The following is a 293-nucleotide window of genomic DNA, read 5'->3' as shown; positions in this document are numbered from 1 at the left end:
GTGTCGATGCCAAGAGTGGCCTGACCCACAGCCTAGTCACCACCGCGGCCAACGAGCATGACCTCAATCAGCTGGGTAATCTGCTGCATGGAGAGGAGCAATTTGTCTCAGCCGATGCCGGCTACCAAGGGGCGCCACAGCGCGAGAAGCTGGCCGAGGTGGATGTGGACTGGCTGATCGCCGAGCGCCCCGGCAAGGTAAGAACCTTGAAACAGCATCCACGCAAGAACAAAACGGCCATCAACATCGAATACATGAAAGCCAGCATCCGGGCCAAGGTGGAGCACCCATTT

1 protein-coding gene is annotated in these 293 nt (G+C 58.4%); it reads left to right on the top strand.

What is annotated here, in order from left to right; translation table 11 throughout:
- Positions 1-293 (top strand): transposase (locus J9893_RS20735; protein WP_210621942.1); only part of this gene is annotated, 293 nt, incomplete at both ends.

Source organism: Aeromonas sp. MaB10011B (assembly GCF_017939325.1).
Classification (GTDB): Bacteria; Pseudomonadota; Gammaproteobacteria; order Enterobacterales; family Aeromonadaceae; genus Aeromonas; species Aeromonas caviae.
The sequence above is the reverse complement of the archived record's forward strand: the minus strand, read 5'-3'. Positions and strand labels throughout refer to the sequence as shown.